The following is a 21,361-nucleotide window of genomic DNA, read 5'->3' as shown; positions in this document are numbered from 1 at the left end:
TACATGATTCAACAAGAATCTCGTTTAAAAGTCGCTGACAATTCAGGTGCTCGTGAAGTGCTAACAATTAAAGTCCTAGGTGGTTCTGGCCGTAAAACTGCAAACATTGGTGATGTCATCGTTTGTACAGTTAAACAGGCAACACCAGGAGGCGTTGTTAAAAAAGGTGAAGTCGTTAAGGCTGTTGTTGTCCGTACAAAACGTGGTATGCGTCGTCCTGACGGTTCTTACATTCGTTTTGATGAAAACGCATGTGTAATTATCCGTGACGATAAGAGCCCACGTGGAACTCGTATTTTTGGACCTGTTGCTCGTGAATTACGTGACAATAGTTTCATGAAGATCGTTTCTCTAGCTCCAGAAGTTCTATAATATGTAAAATTTGTATAAAGCCTTTCAAGGAGGTGCCAAGCTAATGCATGTTAAAAAAGGTGACAAAGTCGTAGTCATCTCTGGTAAGGACAAAGGCAAACAAGGAACAATTCTTGAAGCATATCCGAAACAAAATCGTGTGCTTGTTGAAGGAATTAACATCGTGAAAAAGCATTCCAAGCCATCTCAAATTAATCCACAAGGTGGAATTATCAGCAGAGAAGCTGCTATTCACGTATCCAATGTAATGCCACTTGATCCTAAATCAGGTAAACCGACTCGTGTTGGATATAAGATCGAAAATGGTAAAAAAGTACGCGTAGCTAAAATATCAGGTGAATCTTTAGATAAATAAGTCATAAATGAAGGGAGGTACACTAAGCAATGAGCCGCCTTAAAGAAAAATTCAAAAGTGAAATTACACCGTCATTGATGGGTAAATTCAACTATCAATCAGTAATGCAAGTACCAAACATTGAGAAAATCGTTATTAACATGGGTGTGGGTGACGCAGTATCTAACTCAAAAGCTTTAGATACAGCTGTTGAAGAACTTACATTGATCACTGGTCAAAAACCAGTTATAACAAAAGCTAAAAAATCAATCGCAGGCTTCCGTTTGCGTGAAGGTATGCCTATCGGAGCGAAGGTTACATTACGTGGAGAACGTATGTATCAATTCCTTGATAAGCTAGTATCTGTATCTTTACCACGTGTACGTGATTTCCGCGGCGTTTCAAAGAAATCCTTTGACGGACGTGGGAACTATACATTAGGTGTTAAAGAACAACTTATCTTCCCTGAGATTGATTACGATAAAGTGAGCAAAGTTCGTGGTATGGATATCGTTATCGTAACGACTGCCAACACTGACGAAGAAGCTCGTGAACTACTTACTCAAGTTGGAATGCCGTTCCAAAAGTAATCTCTAAATAAAGGGAGGCGAAATCGTGGCTAAAAAGTCTATGATCGTAAAGCAAAAACGCGAACAGAAGTTTAAAGTACAAGAATATACACGTTGCGAACGTTGCGGACGTCCACATTCTGTATTACGTAAATTTAAACTTTGTCGTATTTGTTTCCGCGAACTTGCATATAAAGGACAAATTCCTGGCGTTAAAAAAGCTAGCTGGTAAAACCCGAGTTTGGGAAGGAGGTAAAATATAATGGTCATGACAGATCCTATTGCAGATATGCTTACTCGCATCCGTAATGCGAATATGGTTCGTCACGAAAAACTAGAAGTTCCTGCTTCAAAGATCAAAAAGGAAATTGCTGAGATCTTAAAGCGTGAAGGCTTCGTACGTGACTTTGAATTAATCGAAGACAACAAACAAGGTATCATCCGTATCTTCTTAAAATACGGTGCAAACAACGAACGTGTTATCACTGGTCTAAAACGTATCAGCAAACCTGGTTTGCGTGTATATGCAAAAACTGGAGAGGTACCACGCGTTCTAAACGGTTTAGGTATCGCAATTGTTTCTACTTCTCACGGAGTTTTAACAGACAAGGAAGCTCGCTCTAAACAAGCTGGCGGAGAAGTTTTAGCATACGTTTGGTAATACATTTTCACAAGAATGGAGGTGCACAATATGTCTCGTATAGGTAAAAAACCTATTGAAATCCCTACAGGCGTAACGGTTACTGTTAACGGAAGTGAAGTAACTGTTAAAGGTCCTAAAGGTGAATTAACTAGATCATTCAGTCCTGACCTTACAATCGTTGTTGAAGAGAACGTGTTAACTGTTACACGTCCGTCTGACGAGAAGGCTCACCGTTCTTTACACGGAACTACTCGCGCACTTATCTCTAACATGGTTGAAGGTGTATCAACAGGTTTTGTAAAATCACTTGAACTTATTGGGGTTGGGTACCGTGCACAAAAGCAAGGTACTAAGCTTATCCTTAACGTAGGATATTCTCACCCTGTAGAAATAGAGCCAGAAGCTGGCGTTGAAGTCGAAGTTCCTTCTAATACAAAAGTAATCATCAAAGGTGCAAACAAAGAACGTGTAGGAGCTCTAGCAGCTAATATCCGTGATGTTCGCCCACCTGAACCGTATAAAGGTAAAGGGATCCGTTACGAAGGCGAATTCGTTCGTCGTAAAGAAGGTAAAACTGGTAAGTAATGCCGCATAAGTAAACGAAAGGAGTGACGTAAATGATTACGAAGCTTGATAAAAATGCTACTCGTCAGAAAAGACATGCGCGTGTACGTGCTAAGCTTTCTGGAACAGAAGCTCGTCCTCGTTTAAATGTGTTTCGTTCAAACAAACACATTTACGCACAATTAATTGACGATGCACAAGGCGTAACATTAGCAAGTGCTTCAACTCTTGATAAAGAGATCAGTATCGAAGCTAGTAGCAATGCTGAAGCAGCTCAAAAAGTTGGCGAACTTATTGCGAAACGTGCTGTTGAAAAAGGTTTCAAAGCTGTGGTATTTGACCGCGGTGGTTACCTCTTCCATGGTCGTGTTAAAGCATTGGCTGACGCTGCTCGTGAAAACGGCTTAGAATTTTAATGGATAAGGAGGGACATAACAGATGCGTAGCATTGATCCTAATAAATTAGAACTTGAAGAACGCGTAGTTACAGTAAATCGTGTAGCTAAAGTTGTTAAAGGCGGACGTCGTTTCCGTTTCACTGCACTAGTTGTTGTTGGTGATAAAAATGGTCATGTTGGATTTGGTACTGGTAAAGCTCAAGAAGTTCCGGATGCTATCCGTAAAGCTATTGAGGACGCTAAGAAAAATCTAATTACTGTACCAATGGTTGGAACTACAATTCCTCACCTTGTGAACGGTCGCTATGGCGCAGGTCACATTCTATTGAAACCAGCTTCTGAAGGTACAGGAGTAATTGCTGGTGGTCCTGTTCGTGCGGTACTAGAATTAGGCGGAGTTAGCGATATCTTGTCTAAATCACTAGGTACTAATACACCTATTAATATGGTTCGCGCAACAATTGAAGGATTGAAGCAATTGAAACGTGCTGAAGACGTAGCTAAGTTACGTGGAAAATCAGTACAAGAACTGTTAGGATAAGGAGGGAAATCGAATTATGGCTAATAAATTAGAAATTACCCTCACTCGCAGCTTGATTGGTCGTCCTGAAGATCAACGTGTTACAGTTAACACTTTGGGTTTACGCAAAATGCATCAAACGGTTATTCATGAAGATAACCCTGCGATTCGCGGTATGATTACCAAAGTTGCTCATCTTGTTACTGTAAAAGAACAATAAAATAATTTTTAACTTAACAAGGAGGTGCCAACATGAAACTTCATGAGTTAAAAGCTGCAGAAGGTTCTCGTAAAGAACGTAAACGTAAAGGTCGCGGTATTGGATCTGGTAACGGTAAAACAGCAGGTAAAGGACATAAAGGACAAAACGCTCGCTCCGGCGGCGGTGTGCGTCTTGGATTTGAAGGGGGACAAACTCCTCTATTCAGACGTTTACCTAAACGTGGATTTACCAACATCAACCGTAAAGACTATGCTATCGTGAATCTTGATACGTTAAATCTTTTCGAAGACGGTACTGAAGTAACACCAGCTCTTTTACTTGAGACTGGAGTTGTTAGTAAAGAAAAAGCAGGAATCAAAATTCTTGCAAAAGGAAGCATTGAGAAAAAGCTTACTGTTAAAGCTCACAAATTCTCGTCTACTGCTAAAGAAGCTATCGAAGCTGCTGGCGGTAATACAGAGGTGATCTAATGTTTCGCACGATCTCCAATTTTATGCGCGTGGGTGAAATAAGGAATAAGATTATTTTTACCCTTCTAATGTTAATCGTCTATCGCATCGGTACATTTATACCTGTACCGCATGTGAATGCCGGTTTTCTCGCTGAACAGGACCAGCTGAGCGTCATAGGTCTTTTAAATACCTTTGGCGGCGGAGCACTAAAAAACTTCTCCATATTAGCGATGGGTATCATGCCATATATCACGGCATCTATCATCGTTCAACTATTACAGATGGATGTTGTACCTAAGTTCACTGAATGGTCTAAACAAGGGGAAGCAGGGCGCCGTAAATTAGCTCAATTCACGCGTTACTTCACTATTATCCTAGGATTTATCCAAGCTTTGGGCATGTCTTATGGGTTCAATAATATGTCAGGTGGCCAGTTGATTGAAAATCCTGGAATTGCAACATACTTGCTTATTGCGACTGTCTTAACGGCAGGAACAGCTTTTCTTTTGTGGTTAGGGGAGCTGATCACTGCTAAGGGTGTGGGTAATGGGATTTCCATCATAATCTTTGCTGGTATCGTAGCTAGTTTGCCAACAACGGCAAATCAAATATACGCCCAACAATTTCAAAATGCTGGTGATCAATTATTCTTACGAATTATAACGATTATCCTCATTGTATTAGCAGTATTAGCAATCGTGGTTGCTGTCATCTTCATTCAGCAGGCATTACGTAAAATTCCTATTCAGTATGCCAAACGTGCTGCGGTAGGTCGTACACAAATGGGTGGCCAGTCTACACATTTACCATTGAAAGTAAATGCTGCAGGGGTTATTCCGGTAATCTTTGCAATGGCATTTCTTATCACTCCTACTACAATCGCATCTTTCTTTGGAAAGAACAGTGTTACTAGTTGGATAACAGAAAATCTTGCTTATACCAATCCAATTGGTATGATCATATATGTCGCTCTTATCATTGCTTTTGCGTATTTTTATGCATTCATTCAGGTTAACCCTGAACAAATGGCTGAGAATTTGAAAAAGCAAGGTGGCTATGTGCCGGGGATTCGTCCAGGTAAGAGTACACAAGAATATTTAACACGTGTTTTATACCGTTTGACGTTTGTAGGCTCTATATTCTTAGCCATCATTGCCGTTTTACCGGTATTCTTCATTAAGATTGCTGATTTACCTCAATCTGCACAGATTGGTGGTACTAGTTTGCTAATCGTAGTGGGGGTTGCCCTTGATACGATGAAGCAGCTTGAATCACAACTTGTGAAGAGACACTATAAAGGCTTTATAAAGTAATGAGTTTTGGGAACGCCTTGTTCCCTTTACCCATTATAGAGTTTGAGGGGGAAGAAAATTGAATCTAGTGTTAATGGGTCTGCCTGGTGCTGGTAAGGGCACTCAAGCTGAACAAATCGTAGAAAAATATAATATCCCTCATATTTCTACTGGAGATATGTTCCGAACAGCTATCAAAGATGGAACAGAATTAGGTCTAAAGGCAAAATCATTCATGGACAAAGGCGAATTGGTACCAGATGAAGTTACCATAGGCATTGTACGTGAAAGATTAAGCAAGGAAGACTGCCTAAAAGGATTTTTGCTTGATGGTTTTCCACGTACTGTGGCACAGGCAGAAGCACTTGAAAGCATTCTTACTGATTTAGATCGAAAAATGAATTTTGTCATTAATATCGATGTTGATAAAAGCATCTTAATGGAAAGATTGACAGGACGTCGTATTTGCAAATCATGTGGTGCGACATATCATCTTGTATTCAATCCTCCCGCTAAAGATGATGTATGCGACCGCTGCGGCGGAGAATTATATCAACGTGCTGATGATAATGAAGAAACGGTTCAAAATCGCTTAGATGTGAATTTGAAACAAACCAAACCACTTCTTGATTTCTACGGAGAAAAAGGATACTTGGTCAACATTAACGGACAGCAAGATATTAATAAGGTATTTGAAGATATTGATGTGTTAGTTGGTGCTTTGCAAAATTAATCATTCGTATTGATTTATGAAATTCAAACCATTTTTACAACTTACTAGTTAAACTTGGTGCATTCCTTTAATACAAAGGGTATAATGAATTTCGCGAGAGCATTCGCACATTTATTAATCAGGTTCTTGTACTTGGTATTCCCTGAATTGGGCGATTACTTTCTAAGTGATCTTCATGGACATATCCGGTCGGCAAAATTGATGAAGAAATGCAGTGACTCTATTGGGATTCCTAAAGAGTCGTGATATAGAGGGTTGAAAGAAGCTATGTCAGGCGTGCGCCTTTCAAACATCTCCCATGCTATTCAAACCTATGTCGAGACTAATTGCTTCTCTATTTCGAGAGTATGTCGGTCACGGAATCGGTCAAGACTTACATGAGGACCCATAAAATCCTCATTTCGGTCCAACTGATAAAGGTCCTCAGTTAAAGCCTGGTTCTACAAAATGGTGAATACTTGATGCAGAATTGTAAGACTTATGAGGATAATTGGACTGTAGTAATGTTGACGGAAAGATGTGTACCTTTAATAGGTTCACGCATAGAGAAGGGAGAATCACTTTAATGGCGAAAGATGATGTAATTGAAGTAGAAGGCACAGTACAAGAGACTTTGCCAAATGCAATGTTTAAGGTAGAATTAGAAAATGGTCATACTGTTTTAGCTCATGTATCCGGTAAAATTCGTATGCACTTTATTCGCATTTTGCCTGGAGATAAAGTTACGGTTGAGCTTTCCCCGTATGATCTAACTCGCGGCAGAATCACATACCGGTTCAAATAATCCGGTTACGCTCCGATCTGTATAAGGAGGTTAGATAGCAATGAAAGTCAGACCATCAGTCAAACCAATCTGCGAAAAGTGTAAAGTTATCCGCAGAAAAGGTAAAGTTATGGTTATTTGCGAAAACCCTAAACATAAACAAAAACAAGGCTAAATAGAAGGAGGTGCACTCAAGCATGGCACGTATTGCTGGAGTAGATATTCCCCGTGACAAACGTATTGTTATCTCATTAACATATATATATGGTATTGGAAAACAAACCGCGATGAAAGTTCTTGCAGAAGCAGGCGTTTCTGAAGAAACTCGCGTTCGTGACTTAACGGAAGACGAATTGAATAAAATTCGTGATATCATTGACAAGCTTAAAGTAGAAGGCGACCTTCGTCGTGAAATCTCCCTAAACATCAAACGTTTAATGGAAATCGGTTCTTACCGTGGTTTACGTCACCGTCGTGGTCTTCCTGTTCGCGGTCAAAATACAAAAAACAATGCTCGTACGCGTAAAGGACCTCGTCGTACTGTAGCTAACAAGAAAAAATAATTAGTAAAGGAGGTTACTTTTCATGGCACGTAAAACTAATACACGTAAACGTCGTGTGAAAAAGAATATAGAAACTGGTATTGCACATATTCGTTCAACATTCAATAACACTATCGTTACGATCACTGACTCTCATGGTAATGCTATTTCTTGGTCAAGTGCTGGAGCTCTAGGATTCCGTGGATCTCGTAAATCCACTCCATTCGCTGCACAAATGGCTGCTGAAACAGCTGCTAAAACATCAATTGAACATGGTATGAAAACTCTTGAAGTTACAGTTAAAGGACCTGGTGCTGGACGTGAGGCTGCTATTCGTGCACTTCAAGCTGCTGGCCTAGAAGTAACTGCAATTAAAGATGTAACTCCAGTTCCACATAACGGATGCCGTCCACCAAAACGTCGCCGTGTTTAATTTTTCTGTATAGATTTTGTATTCCTGTCAATAATGGGATATAATACTGAGTTTGCGTTCTTACAGAAGATTAATTTTCAGTTGTTGCGCACAGCGGGAACGTATACATGGGGAATTTCGGTTTAAGTGACTTAGTTTACTTGCCGGGGTTTTGACGTTTTGAAGGAGGGTTTATTGATGATCGAAATAGAAAAACCAAAAATCGAAACGGTTGAAATCAACGACGATACCAAATTCGGTAAATTCGTCGTAGAGCCACTAGAGCGTGGGTATGGTACTACATTGGGTAACTCCTTACGTCGTATCCTTTTATCCTCACTCCCAGGTGCTGCTGTCACAGCTATACAAATTGATGGAGTGCTACATGAGTTCTCAACAATTGAAGGCGTCGTGGAAGATGTAACATCTATCATTCTTAATGTGAAAAAACTAGCTCTTAAGATTTACTCTGATGAAGAGAAGACGCTGGAAATTGACGTTCAAGGTGACGGAGTCATCACGGCTGCTGATATCACTCATGATAGTGATGTAGAAATTCTTAATCCGGATTTATATATTGCTACAATTGGTAAAAACGGTCATATGCGTATGCGTTTATCTGCACGTCGCGGCCGCGGCTACACTCCTGCTGTTCAAAACAAGAGAGAAGACCAGCCAATTGGTGTAATTCCAATCGATGCTCTTTACACTCCGGTTTCACGCGTATCTTTCCAAGTTGAAAATACACGTGTTGGACAGTTGTCTAACTTTGACAAGTTAACGTTCGATGTTTGGACTGATGGCAGTACGGGTCCGCAAGAAGCGGTAGCACTTGGAGCTAAGATTTTAACAGAGCATTTAAATATTTTCGTTGGGTTAACCGATGAAGCTCAAAATGCTGAAATCATGGTTGAAAAAGAAGAAGATCAAAAAGAAAAAGTTCTTGAGATGACGATCGAAGAATTAGACCTTTCTGTTCGTTCTTACAACTGCTTGAAGCGTGCTGGAATCAATACCGTTCAAGAGCTAGCTCATAAAACGGAAGAAGATATGATGAAAGTACGTAATCTAGGCCGTAAATCACTTGAAGAAGTGAAAGCGAAACTAGAAGAATTAGGCTTAGGTCTTCGTAAAGACGACTGATAACATGGCGGAATCAATCCATTATGTTGTGAGCCTTGTTTTAGACACACAATATAGAACTTCAACAAAGGAGGGAATCTCTAATGGGTTACAGAAAGTTAGGACGCACTAGCGCACAACGTAAAGCATTACTTCGTGATTTAGCTACGGATCTTATTATCCATGAGCGCATTGAAACTACTGAAGCACGTGCAAAAGAATTACGTTCTGTAGTAGATAAAATGATCACTCTTGGTAAACGTGGTGACTTGCATGCACGCCGTCAAGCTGCATCATTCATCCGTAACGAAATCGCTGACGCTGAGAAAGGCACAGATGCCCTTCAAAAACTATTCAGTGACGTGGCTCCACGTTATGAAGAACGTCAAGGTGGATACACTCGTATCATGAAAGTTGGTCCACGCCGCGGTGACGGTGCACCAGTCGTGGTTATTGAATTAGTTTAATAACAACGATGAAAAAGGGCGGGACAAATGAATATACTCACTTGTTCTATGCCCTTTTTCTTTTTTTAAATAGAAATTCTGTTTTTTAGAAATTCGCATTGAGTGTTACGATGGCTGGCGGAACCTGTTTATACAGGGAGCCTTCACGTCTAGCTCAAGCATCCCTTCCCGCTTTTTTTAATAAGCGATTATAAGATAACCTGTTTTTCGTAACAGGCCCGCTGTAAGCTGCTCTTAATTTACCGAAAATTCTTTCGGTGGAAGGGGTGCAGCGTTTTTTTATATTTTCAGAAGAAATACTACTATGTTTATGTTGATAGAGCAGAGTTCAGATTAGACGAGTGCAGTCGAGGATGAGGAGGGCCACATGGGGAAGAAGCTGGTTTCTTTAAATAATATTATTTACAAATATGAGGGTCAGTCTCGAAACGCTTTGGATGATGTTTCTTTTGATATTCATCAGGGGGAGTGGCTTGCGATTGTCGGACATAATGGTTCTGGCAAGTCGACATTAGCGAAGTTACTGAATGGTCTTCAGTTCCCTAACTCAGGTACCATTACGATTAATGATCAACTTTTGACAGAAGAAACCGTTTGGGATGTACGCCAGAAAATTGGCATGGTTTTTCAAAACCCAGATAATCAGTTTGTAGGCACTACAGTTCAGGATGATGTGGCTTTTGGTTTAGAAAACGCCGGTGTTTCTCAGCAGGTTATGGTGGAGCGTGTTCATGGTGCGTTAAATAAGGTTAAAATGAATGCCTTTCTTAATCAAGAGCCGCACCATCTATCCGGCGGTCAAAAGCAGAGAGTGGCCATAGCAGGTGTAATAGCCTTGCAGCCCGACATAATCATCTTAGATGAAGCAACCTCAATGCTTGACCCAAGAGGCCGTGAAGAAGTGCTTGAAACAGTTAGGGAATTAAAACAGGAAAACGAGATTACCGTCATATCGATCACCCATGATCTTGAGGAAGCTGCGAAAGCTGATCGAATGATAGTCATGAACCAAGGTCGGTTATATCGTGAAGGACCGCCTCAGGGTATTTTTGAATTAGAGGAAGAATTAATTGCCCTTGGTCTGGATATTCCCTTTTCAGTGAAACTAACCAAAGAGTTACAAAAAAATGGTGTTCGTGTGGTTGATGGGCATTTGACAGAGGAAGAGTTGGTGAAGGATTTATGCGAATTACACTCGATGATGTAGAATACCGCTATCAGGTGAATACTCCTTTTGAACATCTAGCCCTTCATGATGTCAATATTTCAATGGAGCCTGGAACCTATACCGCAATCATCGGGCATACAGGGTCCGGAAAATCGACGCTACTGCAGCATTTGAATGCTCTTTTAAAACCGACGAAGGGCAGGGTCTTCATTGGTGATCGGACGATTGAGGCTGGACGAAAAGAAAAGGCATTACGGTCGATTAGACAAAAGGTTGGAATTGTTTTTCAGTTTCCGGAACATCAACTGTTTGATGAAACGGTTGAAAAGGATATATGTTTTGGACCTATGAATTTTGGGGTTTCTGAAATCGATGCAAAGAAACTGGCCAGGAAAGCTATCGCCCAAGTGGGGTTGAGTGAGGAAGTTCTTGAAAAATCTCCATTCGACTTATCCGGTGGTCAAATGCGAAGGGTGGCCATTGCTGGGGTACTTGCCATGGAGCCGGAAGTATTGGTACTGGATGAACCCACAGCGGGACTGGACCCACGAGGACGCAAAGAAATCATGGATATGTTTTATGATTTGCATAAAGTTAGGGGCATTTCTACAATTCTGGTGACACATAGCATGGAGGATGCAGCCAAGTACGCGGATGACATCATTATCATGCACCAGGGTACGGTGTTCAAAAAGGGAACTCCCCAGGAAATTTTCTCCGAGCCAGAACAACTTCTGGAGCTTGGCCTGGATGTACCTGATACGGTCCGTTTTCAGCTCAAGCTCCAGAAGGAACTTGGGGTTCGGTTTGATCATCCATGTCTTAATATCGGTGATTTAGCTGTAGAAATAGATAAAGCCATGAAACGGGGGAACCGCTGATGCTGGATAAAATGATTATCGGGCGTTATGTCCCTGCAGACTCCCTGATACACAAGATGGACCCAAGGGCTAAATTGCTCCTTGTGTTCCTGTTTGTTTGTGTCATCTTCTTGGCGAATAATGTCGTTTCTTATGGTTTACTTGCGGTTTTCACCATCCTGTTGATTAGCCTTTCGAAGATACCGCTTCGCTATCTTTATAATGGGTTAAAACCTATTTTTTTCTTAATCGTATTTACATTCCTTCTCCATATATTGTTTACGAAAGAAGGGGAATTGCTTTTTGAATACGGTTGGTTCGAAATCTATGAAGGCGGTTTGATTCAAGGTTTGTTCATATCCGTAAGATTTACTTTACTAATCCTTGTTACGTCTTTATTAACTTTGACGACAACCCCAATATCCATTACAGATGGTATGGAAGAGCTGTTGGGACCCTTGAAAAAGTGGAAAATGCCTGTACATGAACTAGCATTGATGATGTCCATCGCCCTTCGATTCATTCCAACGCTGATGGAGGAAACAGAAAAAATCATGAAGGCTCAAACGGCAAGGGGAGTTGACTTTTCATCAGGTCCTATAAAGGACAGGGTTAAATCGATTGTACCGCTGCTTGTTCCTTTATTTGTGAGTTCGTTCAAACGGGCAGAAGAATTGGCGACTGCCATGGAATCAAGAGGATACCGTGGTGGGGAAGGCCGCACGAAATACCGCCAATTGGACTGGAAGACGAGTGATAGCCTTTTGATGGTCTCAATAGGTCTTCTTACGGTCATGTTATTTTTATTACGTTCATAATAAGGAAGAGTACTATGCCAAAATATAAATGTGTGATCGCTTATGACGGCACGGACTTCGCTGGTTATCAGGTGCAGCCTGAGAAACGGACCATCCAAAGTGAATTTGAGGCAGTCTTAGCCCAAATGCACAAAGGCACAATTATAAAGGTCACTGCTTCAGGCAGGACAGATTCAGGGGTTCATGCAAAGGGGCAGGTGATTCACTTTGAATCACCCCTTACATTTCCTACTGAAAATTGGGTAAAGGCGTTCAGCGCCCTTCTTCCGACTGATATTATCGTTTTGGAAGTCGATATCGTGCCTGATGATTTTCATGCCAGGTTCCATACGACTGGGAAAGAGTACCGTTATATCATAGCCCGATCCAAATTACGAGATCCGTTTAAACGGAATTACGCCTATCATTACCCCTATCCATTAGATGGGAAGGCGATTAAGGAAGCAATTTCCTATTTGGTAGGGACGCATGACTTTACAAGTTTTTGTTCGGCAAAAACGGAAGTGGTCGATAAGGTTCGAACCATCCAAGAAATTGACTTTGAAGAGAGCGATGGCTTCATGGTTTTTCGCTTCGTTGGGGAAGGGTTTTTGTATAATATGGTGCGGATCTTGGTTGGGACGCTCCTGGAAGTCGGCAGCGGCAAGATGGAACCCCGGGATATGATCGGGATCTTGGACAAAAAGGACCGCAGTTTTGCAGGGAAAACAGCACCTGCCCAAGGCTTGTATTTATGGAAAGTATTTTACAAATAAAAATATTTTCGAAGTGATACCAGTTTTTTTACAACTGGCAAACAGGATGAAATCAGTAATGGAGCGGTTTGATGCCATACTGACCTTTTCATGGAGTTACAAAGAGTGTTTTATAGACAACTTATCCTAGTGTAACATTCCCTTGACAATGAATCTGGGAGAAGTTAATATAATATGGTATGTATTTTAATCCCACGATAAGCCCCGGAAGTTTATTGTGATTGAAAATAAATATAAAAAATTAAAAAGTTTTTTAGGAGGTTAACCATGCGTACGACATTTATGGCGAAAGCTAATGAAGTAGAACGTAAATGGTATGTGATTGACGCTGAAGGCAAAACTTTGGGTCGCCTTTCTACTGAAGTAGCATCCATCTTACGTGGTAAACATAAACCAACTTTTACACCTAACATTGACACTGGTGATCATGTAATTCTAATCAATGTTGAAAAAATCCACTTGACTGGTAAAAAATTGACTGACAAAATTTATTACCGTCACACTATGCATCCAGGCGGTCTTAAAACTAGAACTGCTCTTGAAATGCGTACAAACTACCCTGAGAGAATGCTTGAACTTGCTATCAAAGGTATGCTTCCAAAGAATTCTCTTGGTCGTCAAATCTACAAAAAATTACACGTATACGCTGGAGCTGAGCACCCACACGCTGCTCAACAACCAGAAGTATACGAATTACGCGGATAATTACTAAGGAGGTTACTATCTTGGCACAAGTTCAATATTATGGTACTGGTCGCCGTAAGAGCTCAGTAGCTCGTGTACGTTTAGTACCAGGCGAAGGTCGCATCGTTATTAACGGTCGTGACATTAATGAATATATTCCTTTCGCAGCATTACGTGAAGTTGTTAACCAACCACTAGTTGCTACAGAAACTACTGGAAATTACGACGTTCTAGTAAACGTTAGCGGTGGTGGATACACTGGTCAAGCTGGAGCAATCCGTCACGGTATCGCCCGTGCATTACTTCAAGTTGATCCAGAATACCGTCCATCTCTTAAAACTGCTGGTTTACTAACTCGTGACCCACGTATGAAAGAGCGTAAAAAATACGGTCTTAAAGGCGCACGTCGTGCACCTCAGTTCTCAAAACGTTAATTCTATTTTCGTTTCGAAAGGCTCTCAACCATTTTGGTTGGGAGTCTTTTTTATGAAAAAAAAAGCTTTTGACCACACCATAGCACCATGGACCTTTTGGGATTTAGAAGGTTTTTGCTCTCTAGTATCTGTTACATGTTTATTTATGATCATTGTCATATGAATGTCCCTAGTATCGCCCCATCTTCTTTAACCTTACTCCGGCTTCAACAAGGTAAGAATCATGGGATGTCTGAATACAAGAATAAATAGTGGCTTAAGGAGAATCAAAGGTAATTAACGCTTTATACCGCTCTTATCGGCTTTTACCATCCTAGCCCAAATGAAATGCCGGGATCGTAATGGTGTGTTCCTTTTAAATCACGGGAGTTTATTTATATGATAAAGATTTATTTGTAAAATCCATATTTATTAAGTTTCTGATTAGGAGTATGATAGTACTAAAAAAAAGAAAGAGGACCTCATATGAATTCAACATTCTCACCAATTGAAACGACTAAAACAAAAGCCTTGGTCATCAATGCGCTATTCATCGCATTAACCCTTGTAGCGACAATGATCAACATCAAGCTCCCAATAATGGGTAACGGAGGCCTAATCCATCTTGGTAACGTTCCCCTTTTTATAGCAGCTTTGGTATATGGCAAAAAAACAGGAGCGATAGCAGGCGCAATCGGAATGGCCTTCTCCGATCTTATTTCACCTTGGGCAGCATGGGCACCGTTTACATTCATCATCGTAGGTGCAATGGGCTTTTTAGCTGGCCTCATATCCGAAAAGGTACCCGGAAAAAGAGAACTTGTATATACACTTGCCGTTGTCGTTGCATTGATTGTAAAAGTCGTGGGCTACTATTTTGCCGAAGTTATCCTTTACGGTAACTGGATACAGCCATTCGGCTCTATCCTCGGAAACGTAATGCAGGTCGTATTAGCGGGTATAATTGTAGTGCCCCTTGCAGGACGCTTAATGAAAAGAGCTGGTCAGATATAGGCAGTGGAATTTGCGGAAACTATTTCAAACCATTCTTGGAGTTGGAATACGTTGTTTGTGACCTCAAAAAAGTGCCTTTTTGATAAGTGAACTAACGCTATGAATTTCACCCCCGCTGCTAAATAAGCAGTGATTATGACCGTTATTGCAATATGTTATATCATGTGAAAGAAGGACATCCGTTTACCATGGATGTCCTTTTTCATCCTAATCGAGTTTTTTTATTAAGGGGATTGAAAGAGAAAACAAAATCATTACATTCGCTTAAAGTTCAAGAAAGAAATACAGATAAGAATAATTACATATTGAATCAATGTCCTGAAGAGGCATGCGTGGTGAGCTGCCCGAGTCGGCACGGACAGCCTCGGTAGCAGCCTGAGTGGCGAGTTATCGGGGGATAATTCCAAGTTTCTTAGGTCCAAATGATTGGCTTGTAAGTGGGGGGGAAACAACGTAAACCTCCGAAGATGCAATCATATTCCTGTTTACTCAGGTGGTGCGTTCGTAGGTTCGCGTATCGATTCATTTTAAAAAAACAACTGGATCCTCCTCAAAGGTTCATCTTAGTTCCAAGTCCTTGTAAACAGACTTTTATCACCCGAATGTGCGTTCTGCCTTTTAACAACGTTTCTTAAAGAAGAGACTCTTTATTAAATCGAGTTCCATGTGCCTTCTTCATTTACTTCCATTCACCCATGCAATTAGATCATCAACCTACGGCTGATGAACTTATTCTCATTATATTTTGCCAATAGAATAAATGAATGGTTCAAAATAGAACGCAAAAACTAAATTATGTCTTAGGAAATAATTTGGGAAATGGGGAATTGCCCCGGAGGTGAAATATGGCTGTGATATTAGGTTTACAGGAGATGCAAAGGGAAAGGCAATTGAAGTTCGAACGTAGATTGCTCAGGGATCTTTCTATCGACGACATGAAGGGAAGGATTCAGCGTTACTTTGGACAGGATTTCATGGATGTCTTGGAGGAAGGCTACTTCGATGTTGCCATCGAGGCTTATTTATTAGGAGCGAACTATAGTAAGTTTGGCTATTACGGTGAGTCAGAAGAAGATGTAAGGGCCAGGTGTTGGAAGGAAGAGAAGTTTTTGACCGATACTCTTTTTAACTTTATTTTGTATTGGAGAGAAGTTACAGCGAATAACGCTTTCGATGAAGGGTTGTTTTATTGCTGTGAAGGGTTTGTGGGAGAGTGGTGGCAGGACGGCTTTAAGACTGGTGAAAAACGATATAAAATGAAACTGCATTAGAAGGCAAAAATCCCATACCTTGTTCTAATTCCATGGTTTGTCCCATACCTTTTAGTATAGGAATCATGGAAGGGGAACGGTCATGCGTAGAAAGCTGAAATATACAGGAATCGCTATGGGATTGTTTGTCCTTTTTTTAATTGTAACTTTTAAATTTGTTGAAGATGATTCTTGGGACTCCTGGAACCTTCCGTTGGCAGGTAAGGTAATCGTGCTGGATGCCGGTCATGGGGGAATGGACGGCGGGGCAAATGTACAAGAGGTAATGGAGAAGGAAATTGCCCTTTCCGTTTCATTAAAGGTTCGCGACTATTTACAGGAACAGGGTGCCCTTGTCATCATGACCCGTGAGAAGGATGAGGATTTGGCACAGGGAAAGACAAAAGGGATCCGCCAGCGAAAACAGGAAGACTTACGGAACCGGGTTGAAATGATCAATGATTCGGAAGCGGACTTATTCTTGAGCATTCATCTGAATTCTTTTCCTTCAGCGTCATCGAAAGGAGCCCAGACCTTTTATACAAACAGGTTTGAGGAAAATGAACAGGTAGCAAAATTCATTCAGACTGAAATCATTAGAAACCTTGAAAATACAAAGCGTGATGCAAAAACAATAAATCATGTGTATTTGATGAATCGTGCTAAGAAACCGGGAGCTCTTGTGGAAATTGGTTTTCTTTCCAATAAGGAGGAAAGGGAGCGCCTAGTCAGTGATCGGTATCAAGAAAAGGTGGCCAGTTCGATTTATATGGGTATTTTACGTTACTTTACAGAGGAAAAACTAACGCAAGAAGAGTGATTTCTGGGTCTCTTGTAACGTACAAGGCCCTTTTTACTATGGGGAAGTAATCAGGTTTCGCGTACAGGGCAGATAATAAGCTTTATTTCAGTAATATGTTATACTGAAAAATGGGAAAATAAAACGAATTCAAAGGGGTGCTCTACTTGTTAACAGAAGAGAAAGTACTGAATTTATTAAAGGATCTTAAAGACCCTTTTCTACATAAAAGCCTTGAAGAGACAAATGGGATTATAGAAATCAAAATAAAACCTGAAAAGAATCATGTAAGCGTTAAACTTGCCATTGCGAAAACGGGTACTGCCGAGCAAATGCAAATGCAATCGGAAGTGGTGGACTTGCTGAAAACGAACGGAGCGGAATCTGTAGGGATTCGTTTCACGGAGCTTTCTGAAGATGAGTTAGCCAAGCACCGGGAAGGCATTCCGCAGGATGAAGCGGACCAAGGCTTGCTTGGACCTAACAGCAAGACACAATTCATTGCGATTGCGAGTGGTAAAGGCGGAGTGGGAAAATCTACGATTTCAGTGAATTTCGCCACTTCACTTGCTCGCTTGGGTAAAAAGGTCGGATTGGTTGACGCTGATATTTATGGATTCAGTGTACCTGATATGATGGGGATAACAAAAAGACCAGTCGTCCGCGGGGAAAAAATCATTCCTGTAGAACGGTTTGGCGTTCAGGTTATCTCAATGGGCTTTTTTGTGGAAGATAACGCGCCTATCATCTGGAGAGGGCCGATGCTGGGAAAAATGCTTAACAGTTTCTTTAATGAAGTGGAATGGGGAGAATTGGACTATTTAGTCCTTGACTTACCACCAGGTACAGGCGATGTTGCATTGGACGTGCATACGATGCTCCCTTCATGTAAAGAAATCATCGTTACGACACCGCATCCGACTGCTGCCTTCGTTGCTGCAAGAGCTGGTGCCATGGCTATCAAGACAGAACATGAAGTCATTGGTGTTATTGAGAATATGTCATTCTTCGAAAGTAAAACGACCGGTGAAAAAGAATATGTTTTCGGAAAAGGCGGCGGAGCGAAGCTTGCAGAAGAGCTTCGAACAGAAGTCTTAGGTCAACTCCCGTTACAACAGCCAGATTGGAACGAAGAGGACTTTGCTCCATCCATTTACGCAGCAGACCATAGGCTCGGTAGGATTTACGAGGATATTGCTAAAAAGGTCATTGAAAAGCTACAATAAAAAAAGGCTGATTCCAATGGAATCAGCCTTTTTTTATTATTTTGCCTTTTTATCCTTATTTTCCTTCTCTACCGCTTTAGTAGCTGCTTTATCCAATCTCTCCTGCATTTTTGCTTGAACGAGAGGGCTCTCCATGGTTTCTATGATCAGCTCTTTATAGACGGAACGCATTTCCTTTGTTTTTAATAATTTATTCATTTCTTTTTCCATATCCGGTTCTTTCAATATATCCATGATCATTCCACGATACTGAGGATCAGCAGTTAAGTCCTTCAATACCTTTTTATGTTCGTCTTCTAAAGCTTTAGCATAAGCGGAAGCGAATTCAGGATCATTAAATGTCTTTTTCCAAAATTCCTTTCCTTTATCTGAAGTGACCATATCTTCAATGGATTTCTTAATGACATCCGAGTCCATTATAAGTTCAGCTTTCGTTTTATCATCGGAAATGATATCCTGGATGGCTTTTTTTCCATCATCTGTCTTCAAGATATCGACGACCATTTTCTTTGTCTCTTCATACTCCATTTTATCTGCGCCTGCTCCATTTTGAGCACAACCGGAACAAACGAGTAAGAATGACGTGAAAAGCAAAGCAACTCCCACTCTCATACGCAGGGCCCCTTTCATCCTTCTTATTGTTAATATGGTTCCAAACGGAGATATTATTCCTTGGTGGAATAAGTGGATTTTTCCAAATTTGGTTGGTACAATTAGGGGAATTAAATAGAAATGTATGGAGGAAAACAATGAACAGCCGTAATTTAGTTAAATTGTTTTTAACAACATTGCTTATCGGTGGTGTAACGGGCGGAGTTGTAGGGTTTTTGGCTCGATGGAGTGAGTTTGAGGCTTATTTCTCTTCTTTTGAAGCCAGCGCCATCCTATCCACGTTTATTTGGTTATTCGGTGTTGGGTTAATTTTTAGTGTCATAAGTCAAGCTGGCTTTTTTGCCTATTTAACGATCCATCGTTTTGGCCTGGGAGTATTTAAAAGCGCTTCTTTATGGAATGCCGTTCAAATTGTACTTATCCTTTTTGTTGTTTTTGACCTGGTTTACCTGCGATATCTTAATTTTGGTTCAGGCGAGGGGATTAGTTCCTATATCGTGTTAGCATTGGTTGTTTTGGCTGCAGCACTGATTACAGCTTATTTCAAAATGAAACAAACGAATAGACAATCGTTTATCCCAGCCTTATTCTTCATGGTCGTAGTCACAGTTTTGGAGTGGTTACCTGTCCTAAGTACCAATGATGAAAGCTGGCTTTACTTCATGCTGCTCCCTTTGATAGTCTGCAATGCTTATCAACTCTTGGTTCTAAGCAAATTGATTGAACGATCACAAAAGGAATTGGCCAGTAAAAAAGCACGGAAGCAAACTCGAGCAAAGGAAATGAAAGCCGGCGAATTAAATAAAGGCAGCAGCTAATCTACTGTAAGTCGGGCCATACATAAGGAAGTCAACATAAAAACTGCGTACTAAGGTTCATGAGGACCATCAGTACGCAGTTTTTTCAGTCAGCGGATTTCCTCACTGTTTGCCGATGAATTGGAAATCATTTCAGAAACGTTAACAAAGTTTAAATTTTTTGATTGTAGTTCCCCTAGTAACTGTGGCAAAGCCTTATTAGTTTGTTTTGCTGAGTCTGAAGCATGTAATAAGATGATATCACCCTTTTTGGTCTTACTGATGTTCTGAACGATCTGGTCAACACCTGGATTGGTCCAATCCTTTGAATCGATGCTCCAATGGACTACAGTATATCCGAAGTTCTCACTGATCTTTAAGAGGCGTTTATCAAAGTGACCGGTGGGCGCCCGTAAAAGTTCTATATTCTTTACATTCAGTTTTTTAAATGCTTCTTGAGCTTTAGATATATCTCGGATGATTTCTTGATCTTCCATTTCGGAATAATCCTTATAATCGTAACCAAGCATACCGATTTCATATCCTTCTTTCCTAATTTTCTCTACTATGTCCGGATGGCGCTCAGCCCAAGATCCCGAAAGGAAAAAAGTGGCTGATTTAATCTGTTCCCTTTTTAATGTTTCTATTATCGGGGCGGCTTTCTCATCACCCCAGCCAATATTGAACGTAATCGCGACATTCTGTTCCCCTTTATAAACCGCTTTTGGCCCATCTTCTGTAGAAAAAACAGGGGCTTGAAGAATGTTTTGCACAAAAAGGAACCAGGCGGTAAAAAGTGCCGTAAGTAAAATTAACGAATAATACTTGATTTTTTTTGCATGAAGCACCATGAAAAATTTCATTAATCCATCCCCTTGTCCAAAAGACTCTTGTCTTCAAATTTATGCGCGAGGATTATTGTTATGCAAAAAATCAGTTGAAAATTCATAAAAAGGGTGTGAATGGGGAAAGATGTCTGATGGAGGTGTGAATCATGCTCGGTTTATTGATTAATGACAAAGAAAAGATGGAATTGGAGTACCTGTTAAAAAGAGAGATGGATGAAATACTTTTCGATTTGCAAGATGACAGAATTGATCACTTAGTAAAAAGGGCAATAAACGAAAAATATAACATCCTTTTCAGACTGTTTAAAAGGGTGAGCACTGAGGAGGAATGCCTAATGTATATGAGGGTGAAAACGAACTTAACCAAGGGAAATCAGTCATGATATATAAAAGTGAATTATATTCAAAAAACCTATTGACTATTAATTTATACACTGGTATATTATAAAAGTTGCTGCAACGTAGTAATGCTTTTGAAAAAGAGTGAAAAAACTTTTCGAAAAAAGTTATTGACGAAGCGGTAATATGATGTTAAGATATTAAAGTCGCTAAGAGATATAGCGAAAAAATTGCTCTTTGAAAACTGAACAAAACAAAGCGCCAACGTTAAATTTTAAGTGAGCACACACTATTGAAAAAGCAAAATGAGCAAGTCAAACATTTCTTCGGAGAGTTTGATCCTGGCTCAGGACGAACGCTGGCGGCGTGCCT

General features: G+C 40.5%; 32 protein-coding genes and 1 pseudogene. 31 read left to right on the top strand and 2 right to left on the bottom strand.

Going from position 1 to position 21,361, the window contains the following annotated elements; translation table 11 throughout:
- Positions 1-3 precede the first annotated feature (3 nt).
- The 29 genes and pseudogenes from rplN (at position 4) to ACFX4L_RS14415 (ending at position 18,393) form a co-directional block, all read left to right on the top strand.
- On the top strand, positions 4-372 hold the full coding sequence (gene rplN / locus ACFX4L_RS14555) for a 50S ribosomal protein L14 (protein WP_061440386.1): 369 nt from the start codon (positions 4-6) through the stop codon (positions 370-372).
- Positions 373-415: 43 nt separating this feature from the next.
- On the top strand, positions 416-727 hold the full coding sequence (gene rplX, locus ACFX4L_RS14550; RefSeq protein ID WP_061440387.1) for a 50S ribosomal protein L24: 312 nt from the start codon (positions 416-418) through the stop codon (positions 725-727).
- A 29-nt stretch (positions 728-756) separates the two neighbouring features.
- The gene (rplE, locus tag ACFX4L_RS14545; protein ID WP_048677889.1) at positions 757-1,296 is read left to right on the top strand and encodes a 50S ribosomal protein L5; all 540 of its coding nucleotides are present in this window, start codon (positions 757-759) and stop codon (positions 1,294-1,296) included.
- A gap of 25 nt (positions 1,297-1,321) precedes the next feature.
- Entirely contained in the window at positions 1,322-1,507 is a 186-nt protein-coding gene (locus ACFX4L_RS14540; RefSeq protein WP_034304998.1) for a type Z 30S ribosomal protein S14, read from the top strand.
- A 30-nt stretch (positions 1,508-1,537) separates the two neighbouring features.
- The gene (gene rpsH / locus ACFX4L_RS14535) at positions 1,538-1,936 is read left to right on the top strand and encodes a 30S ribosomal protein S8 (protein WP_061440388.1); all 399 of its coding nucleotides are present in this window, start codon (positions 1,538-1,540) and stop codon (positions 1,934-1,936) included.
- A gap of 30 nt (positions 1,937-1,966) precedes the next feature.
- Positions 1,967-2,503, top strand: coding sequence for a 50S ribosomal protein L6 (gene rplF / locus ACFX4L_RS14530; RefSeq protein WP_061440389.1), 537 nt, complete (start codon positions 1,967-1,969; stop codon positions 2,501-2,503).
- Positions 2,504-2,535: 32 nt separating this feature from the next.
- Complete coding sequence (rplR, locus tag ACFX4L_RS14525; protein ID WP_061440390.1) at positions 2,536-2,898, top strand: 50S ribosomal protein L18; 363 nt, start codon at positions 2,536-2,538, stop codon at positions 2,896-2,898.
- A 22-nt stretch (positions 2,899-2,920) separates the two neighbouring features.
- Positions 2,921-3,421 carry a 30S ribosomal protein S5 gene (gene rpsE / locus ACFX4L_RS14520; RefSeq protein WP_034304987.1) on the top strand — a complete coding sequence of 167 codons (501 nt, stop codon included), beginning with the start codon at positions 2,921-2,923 and terminating at the stop codon, positions 3,419-3,421.
- Positions 3,422-3,437: 16 nt separating this feature from the next.
- Positions 3,438-3,620, top strand: a complete 183-nt coding sequence (gene rpmD, locus ACFX4L_RS14515) for a 50S ribosomal protein L30 (RefSeq protein WP_057915223.1) — start codon at positions 3,438-3,440, stop codon at positions 3,618-3,620.
- A 32-nt stretch (positions 3,621-3,652) separates the two neighbouring features.
- Positions 3,653-4,093 carry a 50S ribosomal protein L15 gene (rplO, locus tag ACFX4L_RS14510; protein WP_034304982.1) on the top strand — a complete coding sequence of 147 codons (441 nt, stop codon included), beginning with the start codon at positions 3,653-3,655 and terminating at the stop codon, positions 4,091-4,093.
- Positions 4,093-5,388 (top strand): preprotein translocase subunit SecY, encoded by a 1,296-nt coding sequence (secY, locus tag ACFX4L_RS14505; RefSeq protein WP_061440391.1) that lies wholly within the window; start codon positions 4,093-4,095, stop codon positions 5,386-5,388. Before rplO ends, secY begins: the two co-directional genes overlap by 1 nt.
- Positions 5,389-5,446: 58 nt before the next feature.
- Positions 5,447-6,100: an adenylate kinase gene (locus ACFX4L_RS14500; protein WP_377384796.1), complete on the top strand. Its 654-nt coding sequence runs from the start codon at positions 5,447-5,449 to the stop codon at positions 6,098-6,100.
- A 170-nt stretch (positions 6,101-6,270) separates the two neighbouring features.
- Positions 6,271-6,623 (top strand): annotated as a pseudogene (locus tag ACFX4L_RS14495) (M24 family metallopeptidase); the annotation flags it as partial.
- A 42-nt stretch (positions 6,624-6,665) separates the two neighbouring features.
- Positions 6,666-6,884 (top strand): translation initiation factor IF-1, encoded by a 219-nt coding sequence (infA, locus tag ACFX4L_RS14490; protein WP_028390440.1) that lies wholly within the window; start codon positions 6,666-6,668, stop codon positions 6,882-6,884.
- A gap of 40 nt (positions 6,885-6,924) precedes the next feature.
- Positions 6,925-7,038, top strand: coding sequence for a 50S ribosomal protein L36 (rpmJ, locus tag ACFX4L_RS14485; protein ID WP_003156543.1), 114 nt, complete (start codon positions 6,925-6,927; stop codon positions 7,036-7,038).
- A gap of 22 nt (positions 7,039-7,060) precedes the next feature.
- A complete protein-coding gene (gene rpsM, locus ACFX4L_RS14480) occupies positions 7,061-7,426 on the top strand; it encodes a 30S ribosomal protein S13 (RefSeq protein WP_057915228.1) in 366 nt (121 codons plus the stop codon).
- Positions 7,427-7,448: 22 nt separating this feature from the next.
- Positions 7,449-7,838: a 30S ribosomal protein S11 gene (gene rpsK / locus ACFX4L_RS14475; protein ID WP_028390438.1), complete on the top strand. Its 390-nt coding sequence runs from the start codon at positions 7,449-7,451 to the stop codon at positions 7,836-7,838.
- Between the two features lie 177 nt (positions 7,839-8,015).
- Entirely contained in the window at positions 8,016-8,960 is a 945-nt protein-coding gene (locus ACFX4L_RS14470) for a DNA-directed RNA polymerase subunit alpha (protein WP_053349049.1), read from the top strand.
- Positions 8,961-9,043: 83 nt separating this feature from the next.
- On the top strand, positions 9,044-9,406 hold the full coding sequence (gene rplQ / locus ACFX4L_RS14465; RefSeq protein ID WP_061440393.1) for a 50S ribosomal protein L17: 363 nt from the start codon (positions 9,044-9,046) through the stop codon (positions 9,404-9,406).
- A 367-nt stretch (positions 9,407-9,773) separates the two neighbouring features.
- On the top strand, positions 9,774-10,613 hold the full coding sequence (locus tag ACFX4L_RS14460; protein WP_061440394.1) for an energy-coupling factor ABC transporter ATP-binding protein: 840 nt from the start codon (positions 9,774-9,776) through the stop codon (positions 10,611-10,613).
- Complete coding sequence (locus tag ACFX4L_RS14455) at positions 10,589-11,455, top strand: energy-coupling factor ABC transporter ATP-binding protein (protein ID WP_089364072.1); 867 nt, start codon at positions 10,589-10,591, stop codon at positions 11,453-11,455. The genes ACFX4L_RS14460 and ACFX4L_RS14455 overlap by 25 nt, the downstream gene beginning before the upstream one ends.
- Entirely contained in the window at positions 11,455-12,252 is a 798-nt protein-coding gene (locus tag ACFX4L_RS14450) for an energy-coupling factor transporter transmembrane component T family protein (protein WP_089364073.1), read from the top strand. The genes ACFX4L_RS14455 and ACFX4L_RS14450 overlap by 1 nt, the downstream gene beginning before the upstream one ends.
- A gap of 14 nt (positions 12,253-12,266) precedes the next feature.
- Positions 12,267-13,007, top strand: coding sequence for a tRNA pseudouridine(38-40) synthase TruA (truA, locus tag ACFX4L_RS14445; protein ID WP_284469081.1), 741 nt, complete (start codon positions 12,267-12,269; stop codon positions 13,005-13,007).
- A gap of 267 nt (positions 13,008-13,274) precedes the next feature.
- On the top strand, positions 13,275-13,712 hold the full coding sequence (gene rplM, locus ACFX4L_RS14440) for a 50S ribosomal protein L13 (protein WP_034304960.1): 438 nt from the start codon (positions 13,275-13,277) through the stop codon (positions 13,710-13,712).
- A gap of 20 nt (positions 13,713-13,732) precedes the next feature.
- A complete protein-coding gene (rpsI, locus tag ACFX4L_RS14435; protein WP_034304957.1) occupies positions 13,733-14,125 on the top strand; it encodes a 30S ribosomal protein S9 in 393 nt (130 codons plus the stop codon).
- Positions 14,126-14,590: 465 nt separating this feature from the next.
- A complete protein-coding gene (locus tag ACFX4L_RS14430) occupies positions 14,591-15,118 on the top strand; it encodes an ECF transporter S component (protein ID WP_061440398.1) in 528 nt (175 codons plus the stop codon).
- A gap of 845 nt (positions 15,119-15,963) precedes the next feature.
- Complete coding sequence (locus ACFX4L_RS14425) at positions 15,964-16,389, top strand: DUF2521 family protein (protein ID WP_061440399.1); 426 nt, start codon at positions 15,964-15,966, stop codon at positions 16,387-16,389.
- 82 nt (positions 16,390-16,471) lie between these two features.
- Complete coding sequence (gene cwlD / locus ACFX4L_RS14420; protein ID WP_061440400.1) at positions 16,472-17,188, top strand: N-acetylmuramoyl-L-alanine amidase CwlD; 717 nt, start codon at positions 16,472-16,474, stop codon at positions 17,186-17,188.
- Positions 17,189-17,334: 146 nt separating this feature from the next.
- Entirely contained in the window at positions 17,335-18,393 is a 1,059-nt protein-coding gene (locus ACFX4L_RS14415; RefSeq protein WP_061440401.1) for an Mrp/NBP35 family ATP-binding protein, read from the top strand.
- A gap of 36 nt (positions 18,394-18,429) precedes the next feature.
- Here the strand turns inward: ACFX4L_RS14415 and gerD are convergent, their stop codons facing one another.
- Positions 18,430-19,005: a spore germination lipoprotein GerD gene (gene gerD / locus ACFX4L_RS14410; protein WP_061440402.1), complete on the bottom strand. Its 576-nt coding sequence runs from the start codon at positions 19,003-19,005 to the stop codon at positions 18,430-18,432.
- Between the two features lie 137 nt (positions 19,006-19,142).
- Between gerD and ACFX4L_RS14405 the strand changes: the two genes are divergently transcribed.
- On the top strand, positions 19,143-19,823 hold the full coding sequence (locus tag ACFX4L_RS14405; RefSeq protein WP_377384801.1) for a KinB-signaling pathway activation protein: 681 nt from the start codon (positions 19,143-19,145) through the stop codon (positions 19,821-19,823).
- An 89-nt stretch (positions 19,824-19,912) separates the two neighbouring features.
- Here the strand turns inward: ACFX4L_RS14405 and pdaB are convergent, their stop codons facing one another.
- Positions 19,913-20,665: a polysaccharide deacetylase family sporulation protein PdaB gene (pdaB, locus tag ACFX4L_RS14400; protein WP_061440404.1), complete on the bottom strand. Its 753-nt coding sequence runs from the start codon at positions 20,663-20,665 to the stop codon at positions 19,913-19,915.
- Positions 20,666-20,796: 131 nt separating this feature from the next.
- Between pdaB and ACFX4L_RS14395 the strand changes: the two genes are divergently transcribed.
- Entirely contained in the window at positions 20,797-21,033 is a 237-nt protein-coding gene (locus tag ACFX4L_RS14395; RefSeq protein ID WP_061440405.1) for a hypothetical protein, read from the top strand.
- Positions 21,034-21,361 lie beyond the last annotated feature (328 nt).

The sequence above is a fragment of the Peribacillus sp. YIM B13482 genome, from assembly GCF_042787975.1.
Taxonomy (GTDB): Bacteria; Bacillota; Bacilli; order Bacillales; family DSM-1321; genus Peribacillus; species Peribacillus simplex_A.
Note: the sequence above shows the minus strand (reverse complement) of the source record. Positions and strands in the feature narration are given on the sequence as shown.

Bases quoted from the DNA above. Each gene is read 5' to 3' on its own strand.
- rplN (WP_061440386.1), top strand. From the start codon at position 4: ATGATTCAACAAGAATCTCGTTTAAAAGTCGCTGACAATTCAGGTGCT.
- rplX (WP_061440387.1), top strand. From the start codon at position 416: ATGCATGTTAAAAAAGGTGACAAAGTCGTAGTCATCTCTGGTAAGGAC.
- rplE (WP_048677889.1), top strand. From the start codon at position 757: ATGAGCCGCCTTAAAGAAAAATTCAAAAGTGAAATTACACCGTCATTG.
- rpsH (WP_061440388.1), top strand. From the start codon at position 1,538: ATGGTCATGACAGATCCTATTGCAGATATGCTTACTCGCATCCGTAAT.
- rplF (WP_061440389.1), top strand. From the start codon at position 1,967: ATGTCTCGTATAGGTAAAAAACCTATTGAAATCCCTACAGGCGTAACG.
- rplR (WP_061440390.1), top strand. From the start codon at position 2,536: ATGATTACGAAGCTTGATAAAAATGCTACTCGTCAGAAAAGACATGCG.
- rpsE (WP_034304987.1), top strand. From the start codon at position 2,921: ATGCGTAGCATTGATCCTAATAAATTAGAACTTGAAGAACGCGTAGTT.
- rpmD (WP_057915223.1), top strand. From the start codon at position 3,438: ATGGCTAATAAATTAGAAATTACCCTCACTCGCAGCTTGATTGGTCGT.
- rplO (WP_034304982.1), top strand. From the start codon at position 3,653: ATGAAACTTCATGAGTTAAAAGCTGCAGAAGGTTCTCGTAAAGAACGT.
- secY (WP_061440391.1), top strand. From the start codon at position 4,093: ATGTTTCGCACGATCTCCAATTTTATGCGCGTGGGTGAAATAAGGAAT.
- infA (WP_028390440.1), top strand. From the start codon at position 6,666: ATGGCGAAAGATGATGTAATTGAAGTAGAAGGCACAGTACAAGAGACT.
- rpmJ (WP_003156543.1), top strand. From the start codon at position 6,925: ATGAAAGTCAGACCATCAGTCAAACCAATCTGCGAAAAGTGTAAAGTT.
- rpsM (WP_057915228.1), top strand. From the start codon at position 7,061: ATGGCACGTATTGCTGGAGTAGATATTCCCCGTGACAAACGTATTGTT.
- rpsK (WP_028390438.1), top strand. From the start codon at position 7,449: ATGGCACGTAAAACTAATACACGTAAACGTCGTGTGAAAAAGAATATA.
- ACFX4L_RS14470 (WP_053349049.1), top strand. From the start codon at position 8,016: ATGATCGAAATAGAAAAACCAAAAATCGAAACGGTTGAAATCAACGAC.
- rplQ (WP_061440393.1), top strand. From the start codon at position 9,044: ATGGGTTACAGAAAGTTAGGACGCACTAGCGCACAACGTAAAGCATTA.
- ACFX4L_RS14460 (WP_061440394.1), top strand. From the start codon at position 9,774: ATGGGGAAGAAGCTGGTTTCTTTAAATAATATTATTTACAAATATGAG.
- ACFX4L_RS14455 (WP_089364072.1), top strand. From the start codon at position 10,589: ATGCGAATTACACTCGATGATGTAGAATACCGCTATCAGGTGAATACT.
- ACFX4L_RS14450 (WP_089364073.1), top strand. From the start codon at position 11,455: ATGCTGGATAAAATGATTATCGGGCGTTATGTCCCTGCAGACTCCCTG.
- truA (WP_284469081.1), top strand. From the start codon at position 12,267: ATGCCAAAATATAAATGTGTGATCGCTTATGACGGCACGGACTTCGCT.
- rplM (WP_034304960.1), top strand. From the start codon at position 13,275: ATGCGTACGACATTTATGGCGAAAGCTAATGAAGTAGAACGTAAATGG.
- ACFX4L_RS14430 (WP_061440398.1), top strand. From the start codon at position 14,591: ATGAATTCAACATTCTCACCAATTGAAACGACTAAAACAAAAGCCTTG.
- ACFX4L_RS14425 (WP_061440399.1), top strand. From the start codon at position 15,964: ATGGCTGTGATATTAGGTTTACAGGAGATGCAAAGGGAAAGGCAATTG.
- cwlD (WP_061440400.1), top strand. From the start codon at position 16,472: ATGCGTAGAAAGCTGAAATATACAGGAATCGCTATGGGATTGTTTGTC.
- gerD (WP_061440402.1), bottom strand. From the start codon at position 19,005: ATGAGAGTGGGAGTTGCTTTGCTTTTCACGTCATTCTTACTCGTTTGT.
- ACFX4L_RS14405 (WP_377384801.1), top strand. From the start codon at position 19,143: ATGAACAGCCGTAATTTAGTTAAATTGTTTTTAACAACATTGCTTATC.
- pdaB (WP_061440404.1), bottom strand. From the start codon at position 20,665: ATGAAATTTTTCATGGTGCTTCATGCAAAAAAAATCAAGTATTATTCG.
- ACFX4L_RS14395 (WP_061440405.1), top strand. From the start codon at position 20,797: ATGCTCGGTTTATTGATTAATGACAAAGAAAAGATGGAATTGGAGTAC.